The sequence below is a fragment of the [Clostridium] clostridioforme AGR2157 genome (assembly GCF_000424325.1).
Lineage (GTDB): Bacteria > Bacillota > Clostridia > Lachnospirales > Lachnospiraceae > Enterocloster > Enterocloster clostridioformis_A.
This window is the reverse complement of record NZ_KE384165.1, coordinates 1-22,437: the sequence shown is the minus strand read 5'-3', so window position 1 is coordinate 22,437 and position 22,437 is coordinate 1. Positions and strand designations below refer to the sequence as shown.

Annotated in this window: 20 protein-coding genes; 19 read left to right on the top strand and 1 reads right to left on the bottom strand. The window is 50.8% G+C overall.

Going from position 1 to position 22,437, the window contains the following annotated elements; genetic code table 11:
- The 19 genes from infB to G614_RS0125700 form a co-directional block, all read left to right on the top strand.
- On the top strand, positions 1–2,472 hold a 2,472-nt coding region (infB, locus tag G614_RS30920), incomplete at its 5' end, for a translation initiation factor IF-2 (RefSeq protein ID WP_242828230.1).
- A 25-nt stretch (positions 2,473–2,497) separates the two neighbouring features.
- Positions 2,498–2,899 (top strand): 30S ribosome-binding factor RbfA, encoded by a 402-nt coding sequence (gene rbfA / locus G614_RS0125785; RefSeq protein ID WP_002569333.1) that lies wholly within the window; start codon positions 2,498–2,500, stop codon positions 2,897–2,899.
- The gene (locus G614_RS0125780; RefSeq protein WP_027644159.1) at positions 2,899–3,867 is read left to right on the top strand and encodes a DHH family phosphoesterase; all 969 of its coding nucleotides are present in this window, start codon (positions 2,899–2,901) and stop codon (positions 3,865–3,867) included. The genes rbfA and G614_RS0125780 overlap by 1 nt, the downstream gene beginning before the upstream one ends.
- Positions 3,868–3,877: 10 nt before the next feature.
- The gene (gene truB / locus G614_RS0125775) at positions 3,878–4,804 is read left to right on the top strand and encodes a tRNA pseudouridine(55) synthase TruB (RefSeq protein WP_027644158.1); all 927 of its coding nucleotides are present in this window, start codon (positions 3,878–3,880) and stop codon (positions 4,802–4,804) included.
- Positions 4,805–4,861: 57 nt separating this feature from the next.
- Positions 4,862–5,812, top strand: a complete 951-nt coding sequence (locus G614_RS0125770) for a bifunctional riboflavin kinase/FAD synthetase (RefSeq protein WP_027644157.1) — start codon at positions 4,862–4,864, stop codon at positions 5,810–5,812.
- 217 nt (positions 5,813–6,029) lie between these two features.
- Positions 6,030–6,296 carry a 30S ribosomal protein S15 gene (gene rpsO, locus G614_RS0125765; RefSeq protein WP_002569329.1) on the top strand — a complete coding sequence of 89 codons (267 nt, stop codon included), beginning with the start codon at positions 6,030–6,032 and terminating at the stop codon, positions 6,294–6,296.
- Between the two features lie 235 nt (positions 6,297–6,531).
- Positions 6,532–8,655, top strand: a complete 2,124-nt coding sequence (locus G614_RS0125760; protein ID WP_027644156.1) for a polyribonucleotide nucleotidyltransferase — start codon at positions 6,532–6,534, stop codon at positions 8,653–8,655.
- A 40-nt stretch (positions 8,656–8,695) separates the two neighbouring features.
- Positions 8,696–9,400, top strand: a complete 705-nt coding sequence (locus G614_RS0125755) for a hypothetical protein (RefSeq protein WP_242828229.1) — start codon at positions 8,696–8,698, stop codon at positions 9,398–9,400.
- Between the two features lie 109 nt (positions 9,401–9,509).
- Positions 9,510–10,961 (top strand): glutamate--tRNA ligase, encoded by a 1,452-nt coding sequence (gene gltX / locus G614_RS0125750; RefSeq protein WP_027644154.1) that lies wholly within the window; start codon positions 9,510–9,512, stop codon positions 10,959–10,961.
- 11 nt (positions 10,962–10,972) lie between these two features.
- Complete coding sequence (locus tag G614_RS0125745) at positions 10,973–12,799, top strand: ATP-dependent helicase (protein ID WP_027644153.1); 1,827 nt, start codon at positions 10,973–10,975, stop codon at positions 12,797–12,799.
- Entirely contained in the window at positions 12,796–13,338 is a 543-nt protein-coding gene (locus tag G614_RS0125740) for a cob(I)yrinic acid a,c-diamide adenosyltransferase (protein WP_027644152.1), read from the top strand. Before G614_RS0125745 ends, G614_RS0125740 begins: the two co-directional genes overlap by 4 nt.
- Before the next feature lie 107 nt (positions 13,339–13,445).
- Positions 13,446–13,769, top strand: coding sequence for a DUF1292 domain-containing protein (locus G614_RS0125735; protein ID WP_022201575.1), 324 nt, complete (start codon positions 13,446–13,448; stop codon positions 13,767–13,769).
- A 210-nt stretch (positions 13,770–13,979) separates the two neighbouring features.
- A complete protein-coding gene (locus G614_RS0125730; protein ID WP_027644151.1) occupies positions 13,980–14,660 on the top strand; it encodes a response regulator transcription factor in 681 nt (226 codons plus the stop codon).
- Entirely contained in the window at positions 14,657–16,180 is a 1,524-nt protein-coding gene (locus G614_RS0125725; protein ID WP_027644150.1) for a sensor histidine kinase, read from the top strand. The genes G614_RS0125730 and G614_RS0125725 overlap by 4 nt, the downstream gene beginning before the upstream one ends.
- A gap of 123 nt (positions 16,181–16,303) precedes the next feature.
- Positions 16,304–17,611 (top strand): DUF3798 domain-containing protein, encoded by a 1,308-nt coding sequence (locus G614_RS0125720; RefSeq protein WP_027644149.1) that lies wholly within the window; start codon positions 16,304–16,306, stop codon positions 17,609–17,611.
- Between the two features lie 82 nt (positions 17,612–17,693).
- Entirely contained in the window at positions 17,694–19,283 is a 1,590-nt protein-coding gene (locus G614_RS0125715) for a sugar ABC transporter ATP-binding protein (protein WP_027644148.1), read from the top strand.
- Between the two features lie 13 nt (positions 19,284–19,296).
- Positions 19,297–20,376 carry an ABC transporter permease gene (locus G614_RS0125710; protein WP_027644147.1) on the top strand — a complete coding sequence of 360 codons (1,080 nt, stop codon included), beginning with the start codon at positions 19,297–19,299 and terminating at the stop codon, positions 20,374–20,376.
- A complete protein-coding gene (locus G614_RS0125705) occupies positions 20,373–21,497 on the top strand; it encodes an ABC transporter permease (RefSeq protein ID WP_027644146.1) in 1,125 nt (374 codons plus the stop codon). The genes G614_RS0125710 and G614_RS0125705 overlap by 4 nt, the downstream gene beginning before the upstream one ends.
- Positions 21,494–21,982 carry a DUF6672 family protein gene (locus G614_RS0125700; RefSeq protein ID WP_027644145.1) on the top strand — a complete coding sequence of 163 codons (489 nt, stop codon included), beginning with the start codon at positions 21,494–21,496 and terminating at the stop codon, positions 21,980–21,982. Before G614_RS0125705 ends, G614_RS0125700 begins: the two co-directional genes overlap by 4 nt.
- Positions 21,983–22,124: 142 nt before the next feature.
- On the opposite strand, the gene G614_RS32280 is transcribed toward G614_RS0125700, so the two are convergent.
- On the bottom strand, positions 22,125–22,437 hold a 313-nt coding region (locus tag G614_RS32280), incomplete at its 5' end, for a hypothetical protein (RefSeq protein ID WP_207637870.1).

Sequence of the window (22,437 nt, the reverse complement as noted above, 5' to 3'; positions counted from 1 at the left end):
GACAATAACAGGAGCCAGGGAGGCTATCAGGGAGGCCGCGACAATAACAGGAACCAGGGAGGCTACCAGGGAGGCCGCGACAACAACAGACCCCAGGGCGGCTATCAGGGAGGCCAGGGAGGTTACCAGGGAGGCCGTGACAACAACAGGCCCCAGGGAGGCGGCAGCAGACCCCAGGGCGGCTATCAGGGAGGCCAGGGAGCTTACCAGGGAGGCCGTGACAACAGCAGGTCCCAGGGAGGCGGCAGCAGACCCCAGGGCGGCTATCAGGGAGGCCAGGGAGGTTACCAGGGAGGCCGTGACAACAACAGGTCCCAGGGCGGCTACCAGGGCAACAGGCCCCAAGGCGGCTATCAGGGAGGCCAGGGAGGCCGCGACGGCGCAAGGTCTCAGGGCGGTTATGGAAACAGGCCCCAGGGCGGCTACGGCGCAAGACTTCAGGGGGGCTATCAGGGCCGTCCCGGAGATGACAAGGATGCAAGGGATAACAGAGGCAGGACTGACAGCCGCCGCTCGGCAGGGGCAAGGGACGTAAAGTCATCCTATGACACCCCAATCCAGACAAAGCCAACCAGCAACCGTCAGAATAAGAATGCCCATAAGAATGTCAGGTTTGATAAACGCGACAGGATTGAGGACGGCAAGAAGAAAGTGCCGAAGACAGGAAAGGGAGCATTCATCATGCCTCAGCCTAAGAAGGAGGAGAGTAAGGCGGATGAGGTGAAAACCATCAGCCTTCCCGATGTACTCACTATCAAGGAACTGGCAGAGAAGATGAAGCTTCAGCCATCTGTCATTGTAAAGAAGCTGTTTTTAAAGGGCCAGGTAGTGACACTGAACCAGGAAATTGATTATGAGCAGGCGGAAGAGATTGCCATGGAATTCGATGTCCTGTGTGAAAAGGAAGTAAAAGTTGATGTCATTGCGGAGCTTCTGAAGGAAGATGAAGAGAGCATCGAGGATATGGTTCCCAGGTCACCGGTTGTGTGTGTCATGGGCCATGTTGACCACGGTAAAACTTCCCTTTTGGACGCTATCCGCGAGACCAATGTGACAGCAAGAGAGGCTGGCGGCATCACCCAGCATATCGGTGCGTCTGTCATTGAGATAAACGACCGCAAGATTACGTTCCTGGATACGCCGGGCCATGAGGCGTTTACAGCCATGCGTATGAGAGGAGCACAGTCCACGGACATCGCCATCCTGGTAGTGGCTGCGGACGACGGCGTAATGCCTCAGACTGTTGAGGCCATCAACCACGCAAAGGCAGCCAATGTGGAAATCATTGTGGCCATCAACAAGATTGATAAGCCAAGCGCCAACGTGGATAAGGTAAAGCAGGAGCTGGCTGAATACGAGCTGATTCCCGAGGATTGGGGCGGCAGCACCATCTTCGTACCTGTTTCCGCCCATACAAAAGAGGGTATCAAGGACCTGTTGGAAATGGTTCTTCTGACCGCAGACGTGCTTGAACTGAAGGCTAATCCCAACCGTAAGGGCAGGGGCCTTGTAATCGAGGCGGAGCTGGATAAGGGCAAGGGACCTGTTGCCACGGTTCTGGTACAGAAGGGTACCTTAAGAGTAGGCGAGACCATTGCGGCCGGCGCATGCTTTGGCAAGATTCGTGCCATGATGGACGACAGGGGCCGCCGCGTGAAGGAGGCAGGACCGTCCACGCCAGTGGAAATCCTGGGCCTCAACGATGTGCCTAATGCCGGTGAGGTATTCGTGGCTACTGAAAACGAGAAGGAAGCAAGAAACTTTGCTGAGACATTTATTTCAGAAGGAAAGAGTAAACTGATTGAGGATACCAAGGCAAAATTGTCTCTGGATGACCTGTTCAGCCAGATTCAGGCCGGTAATGTAAAGGAACTGCCGATTATTGTAAAGGCCGACGTGCAGGGTTCCGTGGAGGCTGTAAAGCAGAGCCTTACCAAGCTCTCCAACGAGGAGGTTATGGTGAAGGTGATTCACGGCGGCGTAGGCGCCATCAACGAGTCCGACGTTTCCCTGGCATCCGCATCCAACGCAATCATCATTGGCTTCAACATCCGTCCGGATGCAACCGCCAAGTCCATTGCGGAGCGTGAAAAGGTGGATATCCGTCTGTATAAGGTTATCTATCAGGCCATCGAGGATGTGGAAGCAGCCATGAAGGGAATGCTGGACCCTGTATTCGAGGAAAAGGTTATCGGCCATGCAGTTATACGTCAGACCTTTAAGGCATCCGGCATAGGAACCATTGCAGGTTCCTATGTATTGGACGGCAAGTTCCAGAGAAACTGCAGCTGCCGTGTCAAGAGAGACGGAGAGCAGATTTTCGAAGGACCGCTGGCTTCCCTCAAGCGTTTCAAGGACGATGTAAAGGAAGTGGCGGCAGGATACGAGTGCGGTCTTGTATTTGAGAAGTTTAATGATCTTCAGGAAGATGATGAAATCGAGGCTTACATCATGGTGGAAGTACCGAGATAGGCATCATGGCTAAGAGAGGAGTTACATGCGTAAGAACAGCATAAAGAATACTAGAATCAACATGGAGGTCCAGCGGGAACTCAGTGAAATCATCCGCGGGGGAATCAAGGATCCAAGGATTCATCCCATGACCAGCGTGGTTTCCGTGGAGGTTACACCAGACCTTAAGTTCTGCAAGGCGTATATCAGCGTTCTTGGGGACGAGGAGGCGGGAAAGTCTACCATCCAGGGACTAAAGAGCGCAGAAGGGTATGTGCGCAGAGAGCTTGCAAGAAGGGTGAACCTGCGCAACACGCCGGAGCTGAAGTTCATATTGGACCAGTCCATTGAATATGGTGTCAACATGTCCAGACTCATCGATGAAGTGACAAAAGACCTTCATCAGGAAGAAACACAGGATGAGGAAGGAGCAAAGGAGGAGTTTTAATGACGATTCTTGAACAGATGTTAGAGGGCACCAAGTCCGTGGCCATCCTGGGCCATATACGCCCGGACGGCGACTGCCTGGGCTCCACACTGGGACTTTATAACTATCTCCGGCTGAATCATCCGGATATACGGGCAGCCGTGTATCTGGAGGAGTCATCCCCTAAATTCAGTTATCTGAAGGGATATGACAAAATCCGCCACCAGGTTGACGATGAGTGCTATCAGCTCTGTGTCTGCCTGGACAGCGGCGATATCCAGCGTCTGGGTGATTTTAAACATTACCTGGACCGGGCGGACAGGAGCCTGTGCCTGGACCATCATGTGACCAATACCCGTTACGGCGGCACCAACGTGGTTCCGGATGAGGCCAGTTCTACCTGCGAGGCCCTTTTTGACCAGCTGGATGAAGGAAAAATCGACCGTTACACGGCAGAGTGCCTGTACACCGGCATCATCCACGATACAGGCGTGTTCAAATTTTCCTGCACATCAGCCCACACCATGGAGATAGCGGGAAAGCTGATGGAAAAGGGAATTGACTTCGGAGCCATCATAGACAACAGCTTTTACAGAAAAACATACATCCAGAACCAGATACTGGGCAGGGCCCTTTTGGAGAGCATCACCTTTTTTGACGGACGGTGCATCTTCAGCGCCATCCGCCAGAGCGAGATGGAGTTTTACGGGGTTGACGGCAAGGACATGGACGGTATCATTGACCAGCTGCGCCTTACGGAAGGTGTGGAGGTGGCTATATTCATCTATGAGACAGGTGCTCAGGAATTCAAGGTCAGCATGCGTTCCAAGTATCTGGTGGACGTAAGCAGGATTGCCGCTTTCTTTGGCGGAGGAGGTCATGTGAGGGCTGCCGGATGTACCATGAGCGGCAGCATACACGACGTAATCAACAATCTGTCCGTACACATTGCCAGGCAGTTGGATGCTGCATCAGGCAGCCGGGAGTAAGGAACATACCATGTATCACGGAATCATAAATGTATACAAAGAGCCGGGCTATACTTCCCACGATGTGGTGGCCCGGCTTCGAGGAATTTTAAAGCAGAAAAAAATAGGCCATACAGGAACCCTGGACCCCGCAGCTGAAGGAGTCCTTCCTGTTTGTCTGGGGGCGGGCACCAGGCTGTGCGGCATGCTGACGGACCGGTCCAAGACATACCGGGCCGTCATGCTGTTGGGCTGTGAGACAGACACCCAGGACACCACAGGAACCATTCTGGAAGAAGATAGGGAAGGGGCTTTGTCCCTTACTGAGGAACAGGTAAATCACGCTGTCATGGGATTTAAGGGCGATTACGCCCAGATACCTCCCATGTACTCAGCCCTTAAGGTGGACGGAAAGAAGCTGTACGAGCTGGCAAGGGCGGGAAAAGAAGTGGAACGCCGGCCAAGGCCGGTGAGGATTCTGGACATAAAGGTAAGCAGGATAGATCTGCCCAGGGTCTGGATGGAGGTCACCTGCTCCAAGGGGACATACATACGTACCCTGTGCCATGACATCGGAAGGCTTTTGGGATGCGGCGGCTGTATGGAACACCTTACACGTACCAGGGTGGACCGTTTCAGCATTGAGGACAGTCTGACACTGGACCAGCTGCAACAGCTCCGTGACCAGGGAGCCGTGGAGAGCTGCGTCCTCCCGGTGGAGGAGGCCCTGCAGTCCTTTCCGCCTCTCTGCTGCCTGCCGGAAGCAGACTCCCTTTTACACAACGGTAATCCCTGCTTCGCAAGACAGCTGGACTGGAACCGGTCAGATGAGTGGCAGGCCGGGGCTGAGGACGGACAAATGTTCCGTATGTATGACAGCAATCATAGATTTACTGGGGTATACCAGTACCAGAAGGACAGGCACTGGTGGAAGCCCTGGAAGATGTTCCCCATGTAGCTTCCTGCGGCGCTGACGGAACATCTGGAACAGAAGAAAAAACGAGGAAGTGACAGGATGAGGTATATAGCAGACACCACAGAATTTCAGATAGAGGAGCCCACCATCGTGACTTTAGGCAAGTTTGACGGCAGGCACAGAGGCCACCAGAAGCTGTTAAGGACCATGATGGAGCTGAAGGCAGAGACAGGGTATCCCACAGCCATCTTCACCTTTGGCACGGCTCCGGGAACAGCTGTCACGGGTCAGCCCCAGACCGTCATCACTACTAATTTGGAGCGCCGTGCCAACATGGAGAAGGCGGGAATCGATTATCTGGTGGAATACCCCTTTACCGAGGAAACCCGCCATATGGAGCCGGAAGCCTTTGCCAGGGACATTCTGGCAGGCCGCATGCATGCCAGGGAAATCGTGGTAGGCCCGGACTGCAGCTTTGGCTATAAGGGGGCAGGCAACGCGGAGCTGCTCTTTGCCATGGCCCATGACCTGGGTTACCATCTCCATGTCATAGAAAAGGAAAAGGACCACAGGCGTGATATCAGCAGCACCTATATCCGCGAAGAACTGGAAAAAGGCAATGTGGAAAAAGCCAACCAGCTGCTGGGCCAGCCCTACGCCATTCACGGGGAAGTGGTGCACGGCAACCACATCGGAGCCAGCCTTTTAGGTTTTCCCACAGCCAACATCCTCCCGCCCCCCATCAAGCGCCTGCCCAGATACGGCGTTTATGTATCACGCGTGCTGGTGGACGGCGTCTACTATAAAGGCGTCACCAACATCGGAAAGAAGCCCACGGTAGGAGGAGAATTCCCGGCAGGCGTGGAAACCTACATCTTCGGCCTGGAAGGCGACATCTACGGCAAAAACATAGAAGTCCAGCTCCTGGCCTTCGACCGCCCGGAACAAAAATTCACCTCCTTTGAGGAGCTGAAGGAGCGGATTGAGAAAGACAAAGAGTTTGCGAAAGCGTACTATGAAAAACATCCGGAGATTTTCGCGGAGGGGTGAGATGGGGTAAGACGTGGCAAGGTGCTTCCGGCCGTGAGGGGAAGCGGAGCGGAGGTGTCAGCGCCTCCCACGTTAAATTTATTTTTTCACACTTTACAACCCCACCCATTTATGCTATACTAAATCGGTATGATATAACGCCGATGCCCGGTTACCCGGTGACTCCAGCCGGCAGCCTGGTTTTTGGTGAGATGAATAGTATTAAGGAGGAAACACCATGATTTCAAAGGAAAAGAAAGCACAGATTATCGCAGAGTATGGCCGTAAGCCAGGGGACACAGGTTCACCTGAGGTTCAGATTGCCATTCTGACTGAGAGAATCACAGAACTGACCGAACATTTGAAGCAGAATCCAAAGGATCATCACTCCAGAAGAGGTCTTCTGATGATGGTTGGACAGAGAAGAGGTCTTCTTGATTACTTAAAGAAGACAGACCTGGAAGGATATCGTGCATTAATCGAGAAGCTTGGTATCAGAAAGTAATTCTGAAGATTAGGGTGGAGGGAACTCCACCCTATATTTGCTTATCATGGAAAGGAAGAAGCGGTGTGGGCGGCAGAGGTATCACTCCGAGACCGCTGATGTACCTGCAGGATTAGGATTCCTGCAGGCAGATCAGTAGTTTCGGCGTCTTCTGCCCCGGGGATGACATACGGATTGGACATGCCCCAACCATACCGGTAGCATTTTTTATTTTTATTGTAAAGGAGATACCAGTATGTTTAAAAGTTTTAGTATGGATTTGGCAGGACGCAAACTGACCGTTGAGGTTGGCCGTGTGGCTGCCCAGGCAAGCGGTGCTGCATTCATGCACTATGGCGATACGGTGGTGCTTTCCACGGCAACCGCGTCATCCAAGCCAAGGGAGGGCATTGATTTCTTCCCTCTCAGCGTGGAATATGAGGAGAGATTATATTCAGTGGGAAAGATACCAGGCGGTTTCAATAAGAGAGAGGGCAAGGCTTCTGAAAATGCTGTCCTGACCTGCCGTGTTATCGACCGCCCTATGCGTCCGCTGTTCCCTAAGGATTACCGCAACGACGTGACCCTGGACAACATCGTAATGTGCGTGGACCCGGACTGCAGCCCTGAGCTGACAGCCATGCTGGGTTCTGCCATTGCAACCAGCATTTCCGATATCCCGTTTGCAGGCCCCTGCGCTACCACACAGGTGGGTCTGATTGACGGCGAGTTCATCATCAACCCCACTGCTGACCAGAAGCAGGTATCTGATATGGCCCTGACCGTGGCTTCCACCAGGGAAAAGGTTATCATGATTGAGGCCGGCGCCAATGAGGTTCCGGAGCAGATTATGATTGACGCCATTTTTAAGGCTCATGAAGTGAACCAGGAAATTATCAAGTTCATCGACACCATCGTGGCTGAGTGCGGTAAGGAAAAGCACTCTTATGAGAGCTGCGCGGTGCCGGAAGAGCTTTTTGCAGCCATCAGGGAAATCGTGACTCCACAGGAAATGGAAGAGGCTGTGTTCACCGATGACAAGCAGACACGCGAGAAGAATATAGCAGAAATCACAGCAAAGCTGGAAGATGCATTTGCCGGGAACGAAGAATGGCTTGCCGTCCTGGGCGAGGCTGTTTACCAGTATCAGAAGAAGACGGTCCGCAAGATGATCTTAAAGGATCACAAGCGTCCTGACGGCCGCGCCATCACGGAAATCCGTCACCTGGCAGCAGAAGTTGACCTGCTTCCGCGAGCTCACGGCTCAGGCATGTTTACCCGCGGTCAGACACAGATTCTCAACGCCTGCACCCTGGCGCCTCTGTCCGAGGCCCAGAAATTAGACGGACTGGATGAGAATGAGACCTGCAAGCGTTATATGCACCACTATAACTTCCCGTCCTTCTCTGTAGGCGAGACAAAGCCAAGCAGAGGACCGGGCCGCCGCGAGATAGGCCATGGCGCCCTGGCAGAGAGGGCATTGATTCCGGTTCTGCCAAGTGCGGAGGAATTCCCATATGCAATCCGTACCGTATCTGAGACTATGGAATCCAATGGTTCCACCTCCCAGGCAAGCATCTGTGCGTCAACCCTTTCACTGATGGCTGCCGGCGTACCAATTAAGGAGATGGTAGCTGGTATTTCCTGCGGTCTTGTGACCGGGGATACGGATGATGATTATCTGGTGCTTACAGACATTCAGGGCCTGGAAGATTTCTTTGGCGATATGGATTTTAAGGTAGGCGGAACAAAGAATGGTATCACTGCCATCCAGATGGACATTAAGATTCACGGACTGACACGGCCTATTATCGAGGAAGCCATCGCCAGGACAAGGGAAGCCAGAATGTATATTCTGGACAATGTAATGAGACCGGTTATCTCAGAGCCAAGGAAGCACTTAAGCCCATATGCTCCGAAGATTAAGCAGATTACCATTGATCCGCAGAAGATTGGCGATGTGGTAGGAAAGCAGGGCAAGGTCATCAACAAGATTATTGAGGAGACCGGTGTTAAGATTGATATTACGGATGAGGGTGCTGTGAATGTATGCGGCACGGACGAGGCCATGATTGATAAGGCCATCCAGATTATTACCGGAATCGTTACGGATATTGAGGCGGGCATGATATTTAACGGCAAGGTAGTGCGTATCATGAATTTTGGCGCATTTGTGGAGCTGGCCCCCAATAAGGATGGTATGATTCATATTTCCAAGCTGTCTGATAAGCGCGTTGGCAAGGTGGAGGATGTTGTGAACATCGGCGATGAGGTTACTGTAAAGGTAACTGAGGTCGATAAGATGGGCAGAATCAACCTGACTATGAGACCAAGCGACTTGGCAGAGAACAAGACCGTTTCCAGGACAGAGGAAAAATAAATTGCCTGACAGAAGGCAGAATTAAAGAGGAGATAAGTTTATGAGGAACATGAAAAGAAGCTTTGCGGTATTGGCCGCAACCGTTATGGCTGTGTGCAGCATTGCCCTGACAGGATGCCAGCAGAAGCTTGAGCCGGCAGACCAGGTAGTGGGAGCGCTGTACGAGCTGTCTGTTAAGGAAAATGCGGCTCCTATGAAGGACTTACTGGGATTTGCTTCTGAGGAAGACGTAAAGACCAGCCTGATGGAAGATTCCGCTGAGACAGACCTGGTTTCCATGTTCAAGTCAGAATTTAAGGCCGCAGGCATCGAGTTCTCTGACGAAGAAGTAGAGGAAATGTCCGATGCCCTTCAGGGACTGATTGACAAGCTGGATTACAGCGCCGAGATCACGGATCAGAGCAAGGACGAGACCACCGTACTTCTGAAGGTTAAGAGCTATTCCATGGATGATATGCAGAATATCATGGTAGACGTTATGACCGACATGCAGAACAATATCGACGAAGACACAGCCGCAGCCATCATGAGCGGTGATGAGGATGCCCTTCAGAAGCTGATACAGGACGCTGTAAAGCAGTATATTGCAAAGATTGGCGAGATGGTGCCGGCAGAAGAGATGACCGAGCTGACCATCAAGTGCCAGAGAGTCAAGGTGGATGTAAGCGGCAAGGAAAAGGCTGCATGGATGCCTCAGGATTTAAGCAAGTTCTCTGATGAGGTGAACAACGCCACATTCAAATAGGTATAAAGAAAGGGACAGTGCCTGTGAAAACAGGCATTGTCTTTTTTCGGCCTTCGTTATATAATGGTTTTTGAGTTATCAGATTGAGAAGAATATAGGAGACTTTAACATGAGCAGAGTAAGGACAAGGTATGCACCCAGCCCCACGGGCAGGATGCATGTGGGAAATTTAAGGACGGCATTGTATGCCTATCTCATAGCAAAGCATGAGGGCGGGGATTTCCTCCTCCGTATTGAAGATACAGATCAGGAACGTTTCGTGGAAGGGGCAGTGGAAATCATATACCAGACCCTGAAGGATACAGGCCTGATTCATGACGAGGGTCCTGACAAGGACGGCGGATGCGGTCCGTACGTCCAGAGCGAGCGTCAGGCTTCCGGCATTTACCTGGAATACGCAAAGAAACTGGTGGAAAAAGGAGAGGCTTACTACTGCTTCTGTACTCCGGAGCGTCTGGCCACCCTTAAGACCACTGTAAATGGAGAGGAAATCATGGCATATGATAAGCACTGCCTCCATTTATCCAAAGAAGAGGTGGAAGCTAACCTGGCAGCAGGCATGCCCTATGTCATCCGCCAGAACAACCCCACCACGGGAACCACCACATTCCAGGACGAGATTTACGGAGATATCACCGTGGATAACTCTGAGCTGGATGATATGGTCCTTATCAAGTCAGACGGATACCCCACCTATAATTTTGCAAATGTGGTGGACGATCATCTGATGGGTATTACCCATGTGGTAAGGGGAAATGAATATCTGTCCTCATCGCCGAAGTACAACAGGCTCTATGCCGCCTTTGGGTGGGATGTGCCGGTCTATGTGCACTGCCCGCTGATTACGGATGAGAACCACCATAAACTGAGCAAGAGAAGCGGACATTCCTCCTTTGAGGACCTTTTGGAGCAGGGCTTCATCTCTCAGGCTGTTGTGAATTATGTGGCCCTTTTGGGCTGGTCACCGGAGGACAACAAGGAGATTTTCTCCCTGGAGGAAATGGTAAAGGAATTTGATTACCACCGCATGAGCAAATCCCCTGCTGTGTTCGATATGACAAAGCTTAAGTGGATGAACGGCGAATACATGAAGGCAATGGAATTTGATACCTTCTATGAGATGGCTGAGCCGTATCTGAAGGCTGCCATCAGCAGGGATTTGGACCTTAAGAAGATAGCGGCCATGGTCAAGACAAGGATTGAGGTGTTCCCTGACATTGCGGACCATGTGGATTTCTTTGAGGCCCTTCCGGAATACGATACGGCCATGTACACCCACAAGAAGATGAAGACAAACGCAGAGACCTCTCTTAAGGTTTTAAAGGATGTGCTGCCCATTCTGGAAGCACAGGAGGATTTCGCCAATGACGCCCTTTACGGCGTCCTGTCAAAATATGTGGAGGACACAGGGGTCAAGACCGGCTTTGTGATGTGGCCCATCCGTACCGCCGTGTCCGGCAAGCAGATGACTCCTGCCGGAGCAACGGAAATCATGGAAGTCCTGGGCAAGGAGGAGTCCCTGGCCAGAATCCGCAAAGGGATACAGATGCTTGAGGCATAGGAATCTAGTAAATGGCATTTAACGACGCACAAAAAATGGCAATCCGGCACAGGGAAGGTCCTATGCTGGTTTTGGCAGGACCCGGTTCCGGCAAGACCACAGTCATCACCAACCGGGTCCGTTATCTTACGGAAAAGGCAGGCGTGGATCCCTCCCATATTCTGGTAATCACATTTACCAGGGCAGCGGCCAGGGAGATGAAGGAGCGCTATGAACAGATTACACAGGCAGGATGCAGCCGGGTCTCCTTTGGAACCTTCCATTCTGTCTTTTTTCTGATTCTCAAACTGGCCTACCGGTACAAGGCCACAGACATAGTAAGGGAAGAACAGCGCGTTCAGTTCATGAAGGAGATGCTGTCAAAATGTGATTTGGAAGCGGAGGATGAAGGGGAGTTTATTTCCTCTGTGCTCAGTGAAATCAGCATGGTGAAGGGGGAGCTCATGGACATGGACCACTATTATGCAAAGAACTGTTCCGAGGACATGTTCAAACAGCTGTACCGGGGCTATGAGGCACGGCTGAGACAGAACAGGCTGCTGGATTTTGACGACATGCTGGTGATGTGCTACGAGCTGTTTAAGGAAAGAAAAGACATCCTGTCTGCATGGCAGGACAAGTACAGGTACATATTAATTGATGAGTTCCAGGACATTAACAGGATTCAGTATGAAATCGTAAAAATGCTGGCCCTTCCCAGAAACAACCTGTTTATCGTTGGGGATGACGACCAGTCCATTTACCGGTTCCGTGGGGCAAAGCCGGAGCTGATGCTGGGCTTTGAGAGGGATTATCCCGATGCGGGGAAAATACTCCTGGATACCAATTACCGCTGCAGCCGCCAGATTGTGGAGGCTGCGGGGCGGGTTATCTCACACAACAGGACCCGTTTTCCCAAGGAAATCAAGGCGGCAAGGGGGAATGGCCATCCGGTCATCATAAAGGAGTGGCAGGAACCCATAGACGAGACACTGGGAATCGTTACGGAGATACGCGACTATGCCTCCATGGGCATATCCTACAATGATATGGCAGTGCTTTACCGGACCAACATGGGCCCCCGGCTGCTGATTTCCAAGCTTATGGAATATAACATACCCTTTTATATGAGGGATGCGGTGCCAAATCTGTATGAGCACTGGATATCCGGAAATGTGATTTCCTATATCCGGGCTGCCTTAGGGGATCTGAGCCGTTCCAATGTGCTTCAAATCATCAACCGTCCCAAGCGCTACATCAGCCGGGATGCCCTGGAGGGCCAGCAGGTTAACTGGGAGTCAGTGAAATCCTTTTACCAGGACAAGAACTGGATGATGGACCGGATTGAACAGCTGGAATATGATTTGACGATGTTAAGGAACATGGCTCCGGCCGCGGCCGTCAATTACATCCGAAAGGCAGTGGAGTACGATGAGTACATCCGGGAATACGCCCAGTCCAGGAGGATGAAGCCGGAGGAACTGTTTGAGACACTGGACCAGCTTCAGGAAAGCGCAGCCGGCTTTAAGACGTATGAACACTGGTTCACCCATATGGAGGAATATAAGGAACAGCTTAAGAAACAGGCGGCAGGCAGGGACGCACAGCGCCAGGGCGTCAGCCTTATGACCATGCACAGCGCCAAGGGGCTGGAATTCAGGGTGGTTTATATCCTGGATGCCAATGAAGGCGTCACGCCCCATCACAAGGCGGTTTTGGACCCGGATGTGGAGGAAGAACGCAGAATGTTCTACGTGGCTATGACAAGGGCCAGGGAGAGGCTCCATATTTATCATGTGAAGGAGCGGTACCGCAGGAAACAGGCGAAATCAAGGTTTGCAGAGGAGGCAGAAGGATGAATGAAACGGGTCTGGTCCAGATATACTGTGGAGATGGAAAGGGAAAGACCACGGCAGCCATCGGTGCGGCTGTGCGGGCCGCCGGGCGGGGATACCGTGTGCTGGTGGCCAGGCTTCTAAAGACAGATGATTCGGGGGAGGTAATTGGGCTGGCCCATGTTCCCGGCATTACAGTGCTGCCGTGCGGCCGGAATTTCGGCTTTTCCTGGAACATGACCCAGGCCCAGCGGGAGGCCGCTGCCCTGTATTATGACAACTGTGCCCTGACAGCCTGGAACATGGCCCTGGGAGCGGACGGGGGAGAACCGTATGACATGCTGGTGCTGGATGAAGCCATTGGCGCCTGCAACCTTGGGTTTTTGGATGAGGCCGGGCTGGTAAAGGCCCTTAAGGATAAACCGGCTTCCCTGGAAGTCATCCTTACAGGCCGCTGTCCCTCTGAGGCCCTGCAGGACCAGGCGGACTACATTACGGAGATGGTTATGAGACGCCATCCCTATGAGAGCGGAATCGGGGCGAGGGAAGGAATCGAATACTAGAGAATGAATATTAGAGAATATGTTCTTGCATTTTCAGGGTGAGTCTGATAGAGTGTAAGAGAAAAGAAACAAGCTTATATTTAAGGAAGTAAGAGAGGAATCAGGATATGGCAGACGAGAAAGATCTGAATGAAGAAGAGCAGGAGATGACAGTTACCCTTACTCTGGATGACGATACAGAAGTGGAGTGCGTGGTGCTGACTATCTTTAACGCGGGAGAGCACGAGTACATTGCTCTTTTACCCATGGAGGGCGCTGATTCGGAGGAAGGAGAGGTATATCTGTACCGCTACAGCGAGACCGAGGACGGAACTCCTAACCTGGACAACATCGAGGATGACGATGAGTACGAAATTGTGGCCGAAGCATTTGACGAGCTGCTGGATGCCCAGGAATACGATGAGCTGGTGGGCGAGGACGAGGAAGAATAATCTGGATAATTATGATACGGAGGAATGGCCCCGGGAGAAATCCCGGGGCTTTTTTCATTTCATAGGAAAGTGCGCCCTATGAACCTTATTCTATCTGCCCTCTCAGTTGTGAAACTTGTGTGAAACGATGGAAATGTTCCTTGATTTTTGTTAAAATAATTCCTATAAAAGGATGAAAAAAAGCCAGATTATATGTAAGGAGGCAGTATCATGGATACACTTAAAATATTAGTAGTGGACGACGAAGCCAGAATGAGGAAGCTGGTAAAGGATTTCCTCACCAATAAAGGGTTTGCGGTCATAGAGGCAGGAGACGGCGAGGAGGCGGTGGATGTATTCTTTGCGCAGAAGGACATTGCCCTGGTGCTTCTGGACGTTATGATGCCTAAGATGGACGGCTGGGAAGTGCTGAGGACCATCCGCAAGTATTCCCAGGTACCGGTCATCATGCTGACAGCCAGGAGTGAGGAGAGGGACGAGCTCCAGGGTTTTTCCCTGGGAGTGGACGAGTATATATTCAAGCCTTTCAGTCCCAAAATTCTGGTGGCACGGGTGGAAGCCATTCTCAGGAGGACGAATGTGGCCTCCACGGACAGCGTGAATGTGGGAGGCATCTGCATTGATAAGGCAGCCCACCAGGTTACCATAGACGGTCAGGAGATTGATCTGAGCTTTAAGGAGTTTGAGCTTCTAACCTACTTTGTGGAGAATCAGGGAATAGCCCTTTCCAGGGAGAAGATTCTGAATAATGTGTGGAATTATGACTATTTTGGAGATGCCCGCACCATAGACACCCATGTAAAGAAGCTGCGCAGCAAGATGGGAGAAAAGGGAGAATACATTAAGACCATATGGGGCATGGGCTACAAATTCGAGGTGAGCGAAGGATGAAGCATTCCATCAGGGTAAAATTCACCATGATATTCATTGGTCTGATGGCGGCGGTGTTAGTCAGCATGTGGGCGGTGAACAGCTTTTTTCTGGAGGGCTTCTATACCAAACAAAAGCTGCAGCTTTTGGAAAATGCCTATGAAAATCTGAATGTCATAGCTGTGGACAAGGAGTTTCAGGGCGAGAATATCACGGAAGAATTGCAGAGCCTGTTCTCAAGCGATGGGGAGCAGACAGAAGCCAGCCGTCTCCTGCGGCTCATGAATGATAAATATAATACGACCATCGTGATTCAGGACAGCGTTACCGGGGAGCTGATTCCGCTGGCAAAGGACGGCAAATTCCTGGCGGATGCTCTCCACCGTTATATATTAGGAATTATCGACCCCAGGACGGAGACACTGATATCCCAGGATGACCATCAGGTGCAGAAGATATATGACAGACGGTCACAGGGCTATTATCTCCAGAGCTGGGGCTTCTTTGACGATAACCGCACCATGTTCATTATGTCCATGCCCCTGGCCAGCATTTACGACAGCGTTAGCATTTCCAATGAGTTCCTGGCTTACGTGGGACTTGCGGCCCTTGTGCTGGGAAGCGCCCTTATGTACTATGCCACAAAAAGGGTGGTGTCGCCTATACGTTCCCTTGCGGCCTTGTCTGCCAGAATGTCGGAGCTGGACTTTGAGGCCCGCTACACCGGTGATTCTGAGGATGAAATTGGAGTGCTGGGCCACAGCATGAATACATTGTCGGAAAAGCTTAAGGAGACCATCGGTGAGCTTAAGACAGCCAACAACGAGCTGCAAAAGGACATTGAGGAAAAGATAAAAATTGATGAGACACGCAAGGAGTTCATCGCCAATGTGTCCCATGAGCTTAAGACCCCCATTGCCCTGATACAGGGATATGCAGAGGGCCTGACCGAGGGCATGGCGGAGGACGAGGACAGCCGGAATTACTACTGTGAGGTCATCATGGACGAAGCCGGCAAGATGAATAAGATGGTGAAGCAGCTCCTGACCCTGACAGCCCTGGAATTCGGCAACGACATGCCTGTGATGGAACGGTTCGATATCGCGGCCCTGATTCACGGCATCCTGTTATCTGCCGGCATCCTGCTCCAGCAAAAGGAGGCCCAGGTGTTTTTTGACCAGGAGGAGCCGGTATGGGTGTGGGCAGATGAATTTAAGATAGAGGAGGTCATCACCAACTACCTGAACAATGCCATGAACCACCTGGATGGGGAACGGCGGATTGAAATTCGCCTGGAAAGGAATGAAAAGGAAGTCCGCATTACTGTGTTCAACACAGGGCGCCATATACCGGAGGAAGACCTGGGGAAGCTTTGGACTAAATTCTATAAAGTAGATAAAGCAAGGACAAGAGAATATGGAGGCAGCGGCATCGGGCTGTCCATAGTCAAGGCAATTATGGATTCCCACAACAAATCCTGTGGTGTTGAGAATGTAAAAGGGGGGGTGGAGTTCTGGTTTACAGTTGACTGCGGGATGTGAAAATATGCATAAAACCGCGCCAAGACAAAAATGAATTTTATAACTATTGACAAAATATGTGCATATGCTACAATAAAACAGTAACTGTTGTCCCCTTGTTAAAGAAATATTTTGGAGGTTAGTATGAAGAAAGTTATTGGCATTATGCTTGCAGCAGCTATGCTCTCCGGCCTTGCCGGATGTGGCAGTTCAAGCTCAGGCACGAACACAAAGGCACCTGAACCACAGGCCACTGAAGCTCAGAAGGAAGAGGCGAAAGACGATGCTGAGAAAGAGAAAGCAAAAGACGGCACTGAGGCATCTGATGCTCAGGCATCCGGCGATTACCACATCGGTATCATAACCGGTTCTGTTTCTCAGTCAGAGGATGACAGGCGCGGCGCCGAGGCATTCCAGGCAATGTATGGCGAGGATATGGTCAAGCTGGCCATCTATCCGGACAACTTCACCGAGGAACTTGAGACAACCATCCAGACCATCGTTAACCTTTCCGATGATCCCCAGATGAAGGCTATTATTATCAACCAGTCCGTACCCGGCACCACAGAGGCTTTCCGTAAGATCAAAGAGAGCCGCCCGGACATCCTTTGCATTGCCGGCGAGTCCCACGAGGATCTGCCGGAAATCGGCAGCGCAGCTGACCTTGTCTGCAACAATGACTTCGTTGCACGTGGCTACCTGATTATCCGCACAGCTCATGAACTGGGCTGCGATACCTTTGTTCATATATCCTTCCCGCGTCATATGGCATATGAGACCATGAGCCGCCGTGTGGCTGTTATGAAGGAAGCCTGCAAGGAATTCGGCATGGAATTCGTACTTGAGACAGCTCCCGACCCAACATCTGACGTCGGTGTTGCCGGTGCACAGGCTTACATACTTGAGAAGGTTCCGGAGTGGGTTGAAAAGTACGGCAAGAACGCAGCTTACTTCTGTACCAACGACGCTCATACCGAGCCACTGCTAAAGCAGCTGCTTGAGTACGGCGGTTACTTTATCGAGGCCGATCTTCCTTCACCGCTTATGGGCTATCCGGGAGCACTTGGCATCGATCTGACTGCTGAGGCCGGCGACTTTGAGAAGATCCTCGCAAAGGTTGAGTCAACCATCGTTGAAAAGGGCGGCGCTGACCACTTCGGTACATGGGCTTATTCCTACGGCTACACCACCACGGCAGGACTTGCGCAGCACGCTATGAACGTACTCAACGGCGAGAGCGAGCTTGATGACATTGATGACATTGCCAGGGCATACCAGGTATTCTCTCCTAAGGCTGAGTGGAACGGTTCCAACTATACCAACGTGGAGACCGGGGTCAAATTAGACAATGTATTCCTGGTATACCAGGATACCTATATCATGGGTGATCCAGGCCACTTCATGGGCTCCACACAGGTCGAGGTTCCTGAGAAGTACTTTACTATTAAGTAAGACGTTTTATAATCATAAACAATTTTAAGAAACAGTGGGGGGAGTTCACTCTCCTCCTGCTATTTTTAGGTGGGACATAACGATGACAAATAACAACACTCCCTTGTTGGAGATGCGGAATATCAAGAAGGATTTCTTCGGCAATCAGGTTTTGACTGATATCAACTTCACGCTGAATGCAGGTGAGGTTCTGGGCCTTGTAGGTGAAAACGGCGCCGGTAAGAGTACGCTGATGAAGCTCCTCTTCGGTATGGACGTGATCAGGGAAACCGGCGGATATAGCGGTGATGTCCTGATTAACGGCGGGAAGGTGAACTTCTCAACGCCCTTTGATGCACTGAATGCAGGAATCGGCATGGTGCATCAGGAGTTTTCGCTGATACCGGGCTTTACGGCCACGGAAAACATCCTGCTCAACCGCGAGCCAAAGAAAAAGAATATTGTCTCTGAGATTTTCGGGGACAGATTAGATACCCTTAACTATAAGGAGATGGCTGAGCGTTCCAAGCGGGCTATAGATAAAATGGGCGTAAAGATTGATGCGGATATGGTCATCAGCGATATGCCCGTAGGTCACAAGCAGTTTACTGAAATCGCAAGAGAGCTCAGCAAGGATCAGCTTAAGCTGTTGATCCTTGATGAACCCACGGCTGTTCTGACGGAAAAAGAGGCAGAGGCCCTGCTGGAATCCATCCGTGGCATGGCTGCCAAGGGCATTGCCGTGATTTTCATTACACACCGTCTGCATGAGATTTTATCGGTCTGCGATAAGGTGGTCATTATGCGCGACGGCTATGTAGTAAAAGACGCACCCGCCAGTGAAACTGATGTGGCGGATATTACAAAGTGGATGGTGGGAAGGAATATCCAGAACTCTGCCAGGGCGGATATCAGGATTGATCCCAACGCTAAAACCATCATGTCGATTCGTAATCTTTGGGTTGATATGCCCGGCGAGACTGTGCGCAATGTAAATCTGGATATCAAGGAAGGTGAGATTCTGGGCATAGGAGGACTGGCCGGACAGGGAAAGCTTGGCATTCCAAACGGTGTAATGGGCCTCTATGAAGCCGGCGGCAAAGTGGAGTTCGACGGAAAACAGATTCCTCTAAATAATCCAAGAAAATGTCTGGATGCATCCCTGGCCTTTGTTTCCGAGGACAGAAGAGATGTGGGCCTGCTGCTCGACGAGACACTGGAGTGGAATGTAGCATTTTCAGCCATGCAGATTCAGGACAAATTCCTTAAGAAATATCTGGGAGGCCTGATTACATGGAGAGACGAGAAGGCAATCCACAAGGTGACCCAGAAATATATTGATGAATTAATGATTAAATGTACCAGCTCCCTGCAAAAAGCCAAGGAGCTTTCCGGTGGTAATCAGCAAAAGGTATGCTTGGCAAAGGCCTTTGCTCTTGAACCGAAATTCCTGTTTGTATCTGAGCCGACAAGAGGAATTGATGTCGGCGCGAAATCACTGGTTCTGGATGCTCTGAAAAAGTTTAACAGAGAACACGGAGTCACAGTCGTCATGATTTCGTCTGAGCTTGAGGAATTGCGGACGACGTGTGACCGCATCGCCATTGTTTCGGGCGGTAAGATTGCTGGAATCCTGCCGGCGACCAATCCTTCAGAGGAATTTGGTCTGCTCATGGTCAGCCAGGTCAAATAAGGGGGAAGACAGCATGGAAAAAAAGAAGATAAAACAAAAGGTCTGGGGGAAAAAGACGAAAATCAAGGAATTTATTGACAACTTCGGCCTGCCGAGATTGATTATCGCCGGATTCCTTCTGGCGCTGTTCATTTTGGCGCCTTTTGTCGGAGCGGATCTCCCCACACAGATAACGAATACAATCAACCGCTTTAGCTGGAATGCAGTCCTTGTACTGGCCATGGTGCCCATGGTGCATTCCGGATGCGGCTTAAACTTTGGTCTTCCCTTGGGCATTATTTCAGGCCTTTTGGGAGCCACACTGTCCATTCAGTTCGGTTTTACAGGCCCTATAAGCTTTCTTATGGCCATCTTGATTGCCACCCCCTTTGCTTTGCTGTTCGGCGGCGGCTACGGCTGGCTTCTTAACAAGATTAAGGGCGGAGAGATGATGATTGCCACCTATGTGGGCTTTTCATCTGTCTCCTTCATGTGTATGATGTGGCTTTTGCTGCCGTATAACAGCCCGACCATGGTCTGGGGTCTGGCAGGCAAGGGCCTGCGTACCACGATTTCCCTGGAGGGATTTTATGACAAGGCGCTGGCTAACTTCCTGCAGATCAATATAGGACATTTTTCCATTCCTGTGGGCAGCCTTCTGTTCTTTGCGGTGCTTGCATTCATGATGTGGGCCTTTCTTCACACAAAGACCGGTACAGCGATGACGGCCGTTGGCTCCAATCCCAACTTTGCCAGGGCATCCGGCATCAACATTGACAAGACGAGAATGCTTTCCGTCATCATGTCCACATGGCTTGCTGCTGTTGGTATTTTGGTATATGAACAGGGCTTTGGTTTCATCCAGCTTTATATGGCGCCGTTCTATATGGCGCTTCCGGCGGTGTCCGCAATCCTGATTGGCGGCGCTTCAGTCAACAAGGCATCCATTACTAACGTAATCATAGGTACGTTCCTGTTCCAGGGTATTGTTACCATGACCCCAACAGTAATGAATTCCATGATTCATATGGATATGAGCGAGGTTATCCGTATCGTTGTTTCCAACGGTATGATTCTCTATGCTTTGACAAGAAAGACGGAGGGATCAAAATGACAAAACAGAAAAATAACGGCAGCAACCGCATCTTAGAACTAGCCCGGAATAACTCTGTGCCGCTGATGTTTATCCTTATCTGCGCTGTCTGCATCCCGGTATCCGGCTTTTCACCAGGTTATCTGCTCAACGAGATTCTCACCAGAATGGGCAGAAACGCGTTCCTGATCCTCAGCCTGCTGATTCCTATTATGGCCGGTATGGGTCTTAACTTTGGTATGACCCTTGGCGCTATGGCGGGCCAGATTGGTCTGATATTTGCAGCTGACTGGCAGATTTGGGGTATTCCAGGCATGATTCTTGCCATGATCATATCAATTCCTATATCCATCCTGCTGGGCTTCATGTGCGGCAAGCTGCTGAACATGGCAAAAGGCAGGGAGATGGTTACCAGCTACATCATCAGTTTCTTTATGAATGGTCTGTACCAGCTTGTGGTGCTGTACATGATGGGTTCAATCATCCCAATCATACACTCATCCATCAAGCTGCCAAGAGGATATGGTATCCGCAACACGGTCAGCCTTCTGCATATGAGGCAGTCCCTTGACAATTTGCTGGCTATCCGCATCGGCGGTGTCAAGATCCCTGTGCTGACTCTTATCATTACCGGCCTGCTCTGCCTGTTTATTTTGTGGTTCAGCAAGACAAAGCTTGGACAGGATATGCGCGCAGTGGGCCAGGATATGGACGTGGCCGGCGACGCGGGTATCAAGGTGGAGCGTACCAGAATCATCGCCATCGTGATGTCCACCGTACTGGCAGGCATCGGCATGGTCATCTATCTGCAGAATATGGGAAATATTTCCACTTACAGCTCCCATACCCAGATTGGTATGTTCTGTATCGCGGCTTTGCTGGTAGGAGGTGCTTCCGTTGATAAGGCATCCATTGGCAACGTGTTCCTGGGCGTCACCCTGTTCCATCTGATGTTCATTGTGGCTCCGTCGGCAGGCGCGAAAATTACGGGCGATTCCATGATTGGTGAATACTTCCGTGTGTTCATCTCTTACGGCGTCATCACAGTCGCCCTTATAATGTATGAAACGAAAAAGAGATTAGCTAAGGGCAAGGCTGGTCAGATGCTTCAGCTTGCACAGAGTGAGGAGGACGGGAATTGAAAACAAAACGTACCATTCTGTTCAGATTAGGAGCTGTTTTACTCCTGCTCATTATTGCAGGTATTATGATGGTCATTGGCCGTGGTCACACCGTGTATATGGATAATAAGTCCATTGAATATAATGGACAGACATATACCACTCCCTATAAGGTAGTGGTATACGTGGATGGCGAACAGGTTGCGAAACTCCGCGATAAAGAGAGAGGCATGGCAACCTGCATTGGCCAGACCTTTAAGATGACCCTTGAAATAACCCAGGAAAAAGGTGGCAGCGAGGAAACAGTTGATGTGACTGTGTCTCTGCCCCGTCATATGGACGGTATTGCCATCAACCTGCCCGCATATCTGGCAGGGCTTCCTGAGGAAGCATATTTGTCCGAGTTCCAGGTTGCGCCGGAAGTAGTTGAGGAGGAGAGCGAATCTTCATCCGATGAAGTACCGGTAGATGGAATCCCGGCAGATGGGATTCCGGCGGATATATAAGCAGTAAATAGGCGGTATATAAGCAGTATATAAGCAGTATATAAGCGCCGTTTCCCGGTTTGAGGAATCTGGAAATTCATTCATGCAGCCTATGCGAAGTGCATGGGCTGCGTTATTGCAGTGCGCCTTGCGGCGCACGTTTCTAACGGGTGCAAGTCCCTAGTGCGTGACAGGCAAAGCAGTGGCGCATTGTATGCGGCGTCACGCTTTCGGAAGGCCGAGGAATAAAAAAGTTGTAAAAACCTGTTGACATTTGTCGAAGCATCTGGTAAGATATCTCTTGCGCTGCGGTGAGTACCAAAAGCGCAAGAGAGTAAGAAATAAAAAAATGAAAAAAGTTGTTGACAAACACAAGCGACTGTGATAAGATATAAAAGTTGCTGCTGAACAAGCCGACAACAAAGAACCTTGATAATTGAAGATTAGACAGTATGTAAAACCCTGAAAATTCTAAA